This is a genomic window from Marivita sp., from assembly GCF_017643905.1.
Classification (GTDB): Bacteria; Pseudomonadota; Alphaproteobacteria; order Rhodobacterales; family Rhodobacteraceae; genus Marivita.
On record NZ_JAEPMO010000175.1, the window covers coordinates 1 to 7,851 of the forward strand.

The 7,851-nt window shown below is 59.9% G+C and carries 10 protein-coding genes; 2 read left to right on the plus strand and 8 right to left on the minus strand.

What is annotated here, in order from left to right:
* The 4 genes from JJ869_RS20270 to JJ869_RS20285 form a co-directional block, all read right to left on the minus strand.
* The coding region (locus JJ869_RS20270) for a DHH family phosphoesterase (RefSeq protein ID WP_292270085.1) at positions 1-1,078 on the minus strand (1,078 nt) is incomplete at its 3' end.
* A 10-nt stretch (positions 1,079-1,088) separates the two neighbouring features.
* Positions 1,089-2,054, minus strand: a complete 966-nt coding sequence (gene glpX, locus JJ869_RS20275; protein ID WP_292270087.1) for a class II fructose-bisphosphatase — start codon at positions 2,052-2,054, stop codon at positions 1,089-1,091.
* 86 nt (positions 2,055-2,140) lie between these two features.
* On the minus strand, positions 2,141-3,427 hold the full coding sequence (locus JJ869_RS20280) for a homoserine dehydrogenase (RefSeq protein WP_292270089.1): 1,287 nt from the start codon (positions 3,425-3,427) through the stop codon (positions 2,141-2,143).
* A 75-nt stretch (positions 3,428-3,502) separates the two neighbouring features.
* On the minus strand, positions 3,503-3,766 hold the full coding sequence (locus JJ869_RS20285; protein ID WP_292270091.1) for a hypothetical protein: 264 nt from the start codon (positions 3,764-3,766) through the stop codon (positions 3,503-3,505).
* Positions 3,767-3,881: 115 nt separating this feature from the next.
* On the opposite strand from JJ869_RS20285, the gene JJ869_RS20290 reads away from it, so the two are divergent.
* On the plus strand, positions 3,882-4,466 hold the full coding sequence (locus JJ869_RS20290) for a TetR/AcrR family transcriptional regulator (protein WP_292270102.1): 585 nt from the start codon (positions 3,882-3,884) through the stop codon (positions 4,464-4,466).
* A gap of 101 nt (positions 4,467-4,567) precedes the next feature.
* Here JJ869_RS20290 and JJ869_RS20295 read toward each other — a convergent pair whose 3' ends face one another.
* Genes JJ869_RS20295 through JJ869_RS20305 form a run of 3 tightly spaced genes read right to left on the minus strand, consistent with a single transcriptional unit; the run spans position 4,568 to position 6,460 of the window.
* Entirely contained in the window at positions 4,568-4,924 is a 357-nt protein-coding gene (locus JJ869_RS20295) for a carboxymuconolactone decarboxylase family protein (protein ID WP_292270094.1), read from the minus strand.
* A 14-nt stretch (positions 4,925-4,938) separates the two neighbouring features.
* The gene (locus JJ869_RS20300; RefSeq protein WP_292270095.1) at positions 4,939-5,709 is read right to left on the minus strand and encodes an amino acid ABC transporter permease; all 771 of its coding nucleotides are present in this window, start codon (positions 5,707-5,709) and stop codon (positions 4,939-4,941) included.
* 10 nt (positions 5,710-5,719) lie between these two features.
* Positions 5,720-6,460, minus strand: a complete 741-nt coding sequence (locus tag JJ869_RS20305; RefSeq protein WP_292270097.1) for an amino acid ABC transporter ATP-binding protein — start codon at positions 6,458-6,460, stop codon at positions 5,720-5,722.
* A 128-nt stretch (positions 6,461-6,588) separates the two neighbouring features.
* Here JJ869_RS20305 and JJ869_RS20310 point away from each other — a divergent pair, with 128 nt between their 5' ends.
* Positions 6,589-7,365 carry a transporter substrate-binding domain-containing protein gene (locus JJ869_RS20310; protein ID WP_292270099.1) on the plus strand — a complete coding sequence of 259 codons (777 nt, stop codon included), beginning with the start codon at positions 6,589-6,591 and terminating at the stop codon, positions 7,363-7,365.
* 60 nt (positions 7,366-7,425) lie between these two features.
* Here JJ869_RS20310 and JJ869_RS20315 read toward each other — a convergent pair whose 3' ends face one another.
* A complete protein-coding gene (locus JJ869_RS20315) occupies positions 7,426-7,617 on the minus strand; it encodes a hypothetical protein (RefSeq protein WP_292270101.1) in 192 nt (63 codons plus the stop codon).
* Positions 7,618-7,851 lie beyond the last annotated feature (234 nt).

Below are 7,851 nucleotides of genomic sequence, written 5' to 3' on the forward strand. Positions count from 1 at the left end.
CCAAAGGCGCGTCAAAGCCACGCTCTTCGGCCTGCTCCAACGCCTGCGCCCGCACCGCCTCTTCGATCTCGCGCCGTTCGGTGTTCAGCGCATCGAGCCGTTCCGCGATGGACCTGGCCTCGTTGGGATCAATGGTGGCCAAAAGCCGGGCACCCAGATCGGCCTTGCCGATCCGCCCCCCGGCATTGACCCTTGGGCCAAGCACAAACCCAAGATGATAGGATGTCGGCGCCGTATCCAGACGTCCCACATCGCACAGCGCGACCAGTCCGGGACGCGCCCGCTGCGCCATCACCTTGAGACCCTGCCGCACCAGGGCGCGGTTCACACCCTTGAGCGGGGCCACGTCGGCCACGGTGGCGAGCGCCACGAGGTCGAGCATTGACATGAGGTCAGGCCCTTGTGCGCCGAACACGCGCATTTGCCGCCCGGCTTCGACCAAGGTCAGGAACACCACGCCCGCCGCACAGAGATGCGCCAACGCGCCATCCTCATCCTGACGGTTGGGGTTCACCACGGCATAGGCATCAGGCAGGGTTTCGCCCCCAAGGTGGTGGTCAAGGACCACAACATCTGCCCCTTTCGCGGCAGCGATGGGGCCATGCGACAGGGTTCCACAATCGACGCAGACAATCAGGTCGTGATCCCGAGCCAAAGCCTCCATCGCAGCCTCGTTGGGGCCATAGCCTTCGTCGATGCGGTCGGGCACATAGAGCGTTGCCTTGCGGTCGAGCTGCCGCAACCAGTCGATCAGCAAGGCAGCAGAGGCGCCCCCATCGACGTCGTAATCAGCAAAGATGGCGATCCGTTCGCGGTTGCGCACTGCCTGCAGGATACGACCGGCCGCGCGCTCCATGTCGCGCAAGGTTCTGGGGTCGGGCAAGAGCGCCCGCAGAGTCGGTTCCAGATATGTCGGCACGTCGTGGGCGGCAACGCCCAGCCGCGACAAGGTCTGGCACAAGGCAGGCGGCAGGCCCGTCTGCTGCACGAGCGCTTCGGCATGTCGTGTGATGTCGGGCGCCGGGCCGATCCAGCGCCGCCCGGTCAGTGACCTGTCGACGCCAAGATATCCGGTCACGCCTGCCCCATCAGTGCATCGGATTTCGGTAGGTCATCCGCCGCACCGACCCGGTCTTTGACCGCATCAGCAGGGTTTCGGTGGTGTAGTATCCAACCTCGCGCTTGATCCCGGCAAGCAACGATCCCGTGGTGACGCCGGTCGCGGCAAAGATCACGTCTTCGGTGACCATTTCGTCGCGCGAATAGATCTTGTCGAGGTCGGTGATGCCGGCTTTGGCCGCGCGGGCTTTCTCGTCATCATTGCGGAACACCAGACGGCCCTGAATTTGGCCACCCATACATTTCAGAGCGGCTGCGGCAAGAACCCCCTCGGGTGCGCCACCCGTGCCCATATACATGTCGATCCCGGTCTGGTTCGGCTCGGCGCAATTCATCACACCTGCGACGTCACCATCGGTGATCAGCCGGATCGCCGCACCCGTGGACCGGATTTCGGCGATCATGTCTTCGTGCCGCGGACGTTCGAGAACGCACACCGTGATGTCGCGCGGGCTGCATCCCTTGACCCGCGCAAGCGCTGTCACTCGCTCGCGCGGTGTCATGTCCAGAGTGACCAGCCCTTCGGCAAAACCCGGCCCGATGGCCAGCTTTTCCATGTAGACATCCGGTGCATGCAGCATCGATCCACGCGGGCCCATGGCGATCACCGTCAGCGCGTTCGGCATGTCCTTTGCGGTGAGCGTCGTGCCTTCCAGCGGGTCAAGCGCGATGTCCACGCCAGGGCCATTGCCGGTCCCGACCTCTTCCCCAATGTACAGCATCGGCGCTTCGTCGCGTTCGCCTTCGCCGATCACGACCACACCCGCGATATCGAGCAGATTCAACTGCTGGCGCATGGCGTTCACCGCCGCCTGATCCGCCGCTTTCTCATCGCCGCGCCCAATCAGGTTCACGGTTGCGATGGCGGCTTGCTCTGCCACCCGCGCCAAACCAAGGGACAGCATACGGTCGTTGAAATCAGCGCGCGCGGTCATGAAAGTCTCCAGTCACAAAAAAGTCGGTTGCGAAGCGTGTTAAGCCCGCGCCCCCCTGCTGACAAGGATGGATTGAGCGAAAACGGTCAGACCTGTTCGATCCTCAGGGCAACCGGTTCGCCTTCGACAACCTTTGTTCCGACCATCGCGGCAAGGGCGTTGTCCAGCGCGGCGCGGGTTGTCTTGTGCGTCACGATCAACACCGGGGCCGTGTTCTGATCATGGCTGCGCTGGCGCATCCGGTTGATCGAAACTCCGGCTTCGCCCAAAGCAGCGGCCACCTTGGCCAGTGCACCAGGTTTGTCGAGCAAAATGAGACGCAGATAGTACGGTGCCGGTGTTGCCGTTTGCGCGGGTTTTGCCAGTTCCAAACTGGCTGCTGGTTGGCCAAAGGTGGACACCCGTGTGCCCCGCGCAATGTCGATCACATCCCCGAGGACTGCGCTCGCGGTGGGGCCTTCGCCCGCCCCTGGCCCACGCAGAACGACCTGCCCCACCTGATCGCCTTCGATCACCACCATGTTGGTGCCACCTTCAAGCTGGCCCAGCGGCGATGTCGCCGGGACCAGACAGGGCGACATGCGCTGCTCCAACCCGCGCCCTGTCATTTGGCACACGCCCAGCAGCTTGACCTTGTAGCCCATGTCCGCCGCCTGACGGATGTCTTCGATGCTGATCCGCCCGATGCCTTCAAGCTCGACCGCGTCGAACGCCACTTGAGTGCCAAAGGCGATGGCCGCCAACAAGGACAGCTTGTGACCGGCGTCAATGCCGCCCACATCAAGGTTCGGGTCGGCCTCCAGATAGCCAAGACCATCGGCTTCGGCAAACGCCTGGTCATAGGTCAAACCAGCGGATTCCATCCGTGTCAGAATGTAATTGCAGGTGCCGTTCATCACGCCCATCACCCGTGTGATGTCATTTCCGGCCAAGCCTTCGGTCAGTGCTTTGACCACAGGGATCCCGCCCGCAACAGCGGCTTCGAACCGAAGAACCGCACCGGCCTTTTCCGCCGCCTCAGCCAAAGCCTGACCGTGATGTGCAAGCAGTGCCTTGTTCGCGGTCACCACGTCCTTGCCCGCCCGCAGCGCCGCTTCAGTCGCTGCCTTGGCCGGGCCATCGCTGCCGCCTATCAATTCGACGAAAACATCCACATCGTCGCGCTTGGCCAGAGCAACAGGATCGTCTTCCCATGCGTAGCTGTCGAGAGGCACACCGCGATCCTTGACCCGATTGCGTGCGCTGACCGCCGAAATGCTAATCGGACGACCGCTGCGCGCCTCAAGCAGCGCAGCTTTCTGGCGGATGATCTTGACGACGCCCGCACCAACAGTGCCCAGACCCGCAATTCCAAGGCGCAGAGGTTCAGTCATTCGGGCAATCCTTTTGCAGTCTGGCGTGATTTTGCCCGCAATAGCGCCTTGCGTTCGGGGCTGCAACGGCCCTGATCAGGGTTGCTGCGCGCCGTCGTTCATTCGGTCCCGAGTTTCGCCGTCGATTACGGGTCCGCGCAGACCATCGGCGCGGTTGCGCAAGTCTGTGGCGCGCGAACGCAACGCATCAACGTCGCCTGCGTCGAGCCTTGGGTCCTCTTGCGCGAGCAACTGCTCGAAGGGCAGCAAGGCCGGGTACTCGGACTGTGGCTCCCCTGCTGCCAGGGCGGCATCGACCTCTGGAAATTCCGCGCAGGCGGTGACCACAAAACCTAACATGATCCATGCCCGCCACATCAGAAACGCTCCTATTGCTGCGTATGTCATGCCGCAGCGCGGGCGGGCGCGCAACCACGGGCTTGATCTGAACGGGTGTTCAGATAATCTGCCCGCCATGGCACGCACGGCAGGCTCACATTCGGATATCACGGGGCCGCGCGTGCGCGAGGCCGCTTTGGCCTTGTTTGCGCAACACGGCTACGCAGCTGTATCAATGCGCCGGATCGCGCAGGAAGTCGGTGTTCAGGCCGGTGCGCTTTACAATTACACGCCCGACAAGCAGTCGCTCCTCTTCGACCTGATGCAAGGGCATATGGACGAATTGCTGGCCGCACGTGCAGAAGAACCTTCATGTGACAGCCCTTTGGAGAGGCTTGAAGCCTTCAGCCGGTTTCACATCCGCTTCCATCTCGAACGTCCGTTGGCGGTCTTTATTTCCTACATGGAATTGCGCAACCTGACGCCCGAGAATTTCGGAGCAATCGAGGACCTGCGAAGACACTACGAAGCCGAGTTGGAGGCGATCCTGCGCGATGGCAGGGATGCGGGGGTGTTTCACGTTGCCGATACCAAGATCACGACGCTGGCCATCATTGGCATGCTGAACGGCGTGAACACATGGTATCGCAGCGGCGGGCGGCTGTCGCTTGCCGAAGTGGAAGCGATCTATTGGGACATGGTGCGCAAGGCAGTCACCTGACAAGAGATTTCGAAATCTCTTGAAACAAGCGCGTTCGAACGCGCTTCTTACGCGGCTTCAAAACCACGTGTGCAAGGTTTTTCGAAAAACCTTGCGCCGTCTCAGACCGATGTGCCCGCAGGCCCACCCGTGAATTCGTCATAGGCTTCAAGCGCCTTGGCGCTGAACGCAACCGACGGCCCGCCGCCCATATAGGCAATCATCGCCAGAGCTTCGCAGAACTCCTCGCGGGTGGTCTTCAGTCGTACCAGCGATTTGACATGAAACGCGATGCAGCTGTCGCACCGTGTTGCGATTGCGATGCCCAGCGCAATCAGTTCCTTGGTCTTTTCATCCAGCGCGCCGTTGGTCTTGGCCGCACGTCCCATCTGGTTGAAGCCCGCAAAGGTTTCGGGTGTTTCCTTTTGCATCACGTCGAGACGCCCCACCGTCTCTTTCATGAAGTCTGACCAGCTCATTACGCTCTCCTGTGTTAACGGCTTTCGTCCGAACCCATTTTGCGCTCAAGCCACCGCACGAAAAAGCTGATGATCAGAACAAGCACAAGGTATTCGAGGATCAACAATGTGTAGATTTCGAGCGGCCTGTATTCCGTCACAACCAGTTCATTCGCGCGGCGCGTCAATTCCTGCATCCCGATCACCGACGCGAAGGCAGACATTTTCACGATGTAGATGAATTGGTTTGCGAGCGGCGGCAGAATCCGCCGGATCGCCTGTGGCAGGATCACGTAGCGCATCGTCTGGCTGTACGTCAGACCAACAGTACGGGCTGCCTCGGTCTGGCCTTTGGGGATCGACTGAATGCCAGAGCGATAGATCTCGGCGGTAAATGCACTGTCCGAGATCGCCAGCGTGATGATCGCCCCCCAGAACGCATCAATGGTGATCGGAAAGCCAAGGGATCGCATCACGACAGGCAAGCCGTAAAACACCCAAAACAGCATCGGCAGCAGCGGGATTGCGCGGACAAACTCGATATAGACACGCGAGGGAAGCCTGACCCAGCGGTTTGAAGACATGCCCGGAAGGGCCACCAGAAGCCCGATTGTCATCGAGAGCACCGTCGCGATCAGCGAAAGCTGGATCGTCGCCCAGAAGCCACCTATCAGGAACCGCACATTCGACTGGCCCTGCGCCGTCGACGGGTCGATCACATACCAGCCCCACGTGCCGTCATTCGTGCAGGCCGTGACGAACAGACACGCGCCCAAGAGCACCCAGATTTTGAAGAATCGCGTCATCTGAAATGCCTCAATGCTGCAGGATCTTGTCGAGGAACGCCTTGAAGCGCTGTGTCTTGGGTGCCTCGAACACCTCGGACGGCGTGCCGGTTTCCACGATTTCCCCGCTGTCCATGAACACCATCCGATCCGCCACCTTGCGGGCAAAGCCCATTTCGTGGGTGACCACCAGCATCGTCATTCCGTCCTGCGCCAGTTCCACCATCACGTCGAGCACTTCTGAAATCATCTCGGGATCAAGCGCCGAGGTCGGTTCGTCAAACAGCATGATCTTGGGCTTCATGCACAAAGACCGGGCAATCGCCACGCGCTGCTGCTGACCGCCGGACAATTCGCGCGGGCGTTTGTGTGCCTGCTCTGGAATGCGGACGCGTTCAAGGTATTCCATGGCCAGCACATCCGCGTCCTTGCGTGACAGGCCGCGTGCCTTCATTGGACCCAATGTCAGGTTCTCGATGACCGTCAGATGTGGGAACAGATTGAATTGCTGGAACACCATTCCAACCTCGGCGCGGACGCGCTCGACCCCGCCGGGTTCCGACAGGGAGATGCCATCGACAATGATGCTGCCGGAATCATATTGTTCCAATCCATTGACACATCTGATTAAAGTGGACTTGCCCGAACCCGAAGGTCCGCAAATGACGATACGTTCGCCCAGACTGACATTCAGGTCGACCTTGGTCAGAACTTGGAAATCCCCGAAGGATTTGTTCAGCGAACTGATCTCTATGACGCGGTCAGCGTTCATGCCACACTCCGATCCACCTTTACTGCTCTCAAGATAGCGCGCGCGCCAAAAAAATGGCGTGTCGTGATGGCCGTCGGAGCTTTCAGCCTATGTAACCTCACCAAGACTTACACGAAAAGGGAAATACAATGCGTTTTCTGAAATCACTTGGACTTGCTGCGGCGGTTGCCGTGTCTTTCCTCGGCGCCCCCGCATCGGCGCAATCCGCGCTGCAGGACATTCTGAGCGGCGGCGTTCTCAAAGTCGGCACAACGGGCGACTGGAACCCGATGTCCGTGCGGGATCCGGCCACCAACAGCTATGTCGGCTACGACATCGACGTCATGACCGAACTTGCCACCGATCTTGGCGTAGAACTTGAATTCGTGCCGACCGACTGGAAAACGCTGGTCAACGGCGTTGTCGCGGGCAACTACCACATGACCGGTTCCGCTTCGATCAGCCCTGCGCGCATGAAAGCGGCCGGTTTTTCGGACAGCTACATTTCGGTCGAGATTTTCCCGTTCACCACGGACGATAAGGTCGACCGCTTCTCAGGCTGGGATTCGATCAACGCGGCAGATGTGAAAGTCGCAACCACGCTGGGCACCACCTTCGAAAAGCTGGTCAGAGAATGGTTCCCAGATGCGCAGCTGACTGTCGTCGAAGCACCCGCACGCGGCTATCAGGAGGTCCTGTCGGGACGTTCCGATGTGTTCATCACGTCGAACATCGAAGGCTCCACGCTTGTGTCCAAGTTCCCGAATCTGCGTCAGATCGAAACCGATGGCCCGCGCGCACCGTCGCCCATCGCCATGTTGCTGCCCCAGAACGATCAGGTCTGGATCAACTACGTCAACAGCTGGATCGAACTGAAGAAGGCTCAGGGGTTCTTCGACCGAACTGCGGAAAAATGGGGGCTCTGAGACACCCTGTTCTCAACGGAAAAACCGGCCACTGGCCGGTTTTTTTGTACCCCGCGAAGACTAGCGCTCGCGTTTGATGTCGTGCGGGCCAACCATATCAACGACCTTGATCATCCATCGCAACACCTCTGCGTCATCGCTTGCCAAGTCCTGAGTCTCCAGCAAGTGCTCTGCATTTGCGCGCAAACTTGGCCATTGCCGGTAAAAATCAACCGCATTGGTGATCTCGAGCGAGGTCTGCTTTTCGGACATGAAACGGTCCTTTTCTCTTGCCGTTCCCGCAGGTTAGCAAATGCGCCTAGCCACATACTGTGAAATAAGTGTGAACAGCTTGGTTCCGACGCAGAGCGCCGCTAGCATCCTCCCATATGGAGTTATTGTCAAATCTGGTGCCCAAGCGATCATCATGCGGCGGTTAGCTGCTGGTTTATTGGCTTGATGCCGTTGACGAAATCGACGCCCTGGATGACGTCGGCGAGATGAACG